Origin of the sequence: Psychroflexus maritimus (genome assembly GCF_011089875.1) — a bacterium.
GTDB lineage: Bacteria > Bacteroidota > Bacteroidia > Flavobacteriales > Flavobacteriaceae > Psychroflexus > Psychroflexus maritimus.
On record NZ_JAANAS010000073.1, the window covers coordinates 1 to 631 of the forward strand.

At 39.9% G+C, this 631-nt stretch carries 1 pseudogene; it reads right to left on the reverse strand.

Going from position 1 to position 631, the window contains the following annotated elements:
* A pseudogene (locus G7034_RS09770) lies at nt 1-631 on the reverse strand (hypothetical protein); the annotation flags it as partial.

A 631-nucleotide genomic window follows, 5' to 3' on the forward strand; every position in this document is an offset into this window, starting at 1 on the left:
CCAAAAAAGGCTTCTTGCTCAGTTTCATGGAAAGAGATTTCTACATCAACTTCGTTGCTGATAATGTTTTCTATTTCAGTTCCTAAATCAAATTCAGCAAAACCATTGTTACCTGGGTCACATTCTACCAATGGATCTAATTCTGGGATGGTCGGTTCTGGAATTACTTCTATGGTCAAGGTGGTCGTTTTCGTACAATCCGTGTCCAAATCGACAGCTTCAACATACACCACTTGCGGATTAGCTTGGGTATTCACAAAGTTTTCGGTATCCGTAATTTGATTTTCCAAAGCTTCATCTTCGTAGAAATTAATCAAGATGGTTTGGTCACCTTGCGTAATTTCTTCAATCTTAGAGGTTAAATCGAATGTTGCTTGCTCATTGGTGGTACTTCCTCCGGTTTCATCATCACATACCGAGATTCTTTCTGGGTTGATGATATCAGGGAGTGGATCAACCCGAAGTTCAACAGGAACAATATTAAAGCATTCACGTGGACTAGTTGGATCGGTAACACGGATATAGACGGTCTGCTCATCCGACTGACTTTCATACCCAGTAGGAGTTGCAATTAAATTTCCTGGGTTTTCCTCAATAGCTCCATTTTCATTGTTGTAATAAGCAATGTCAA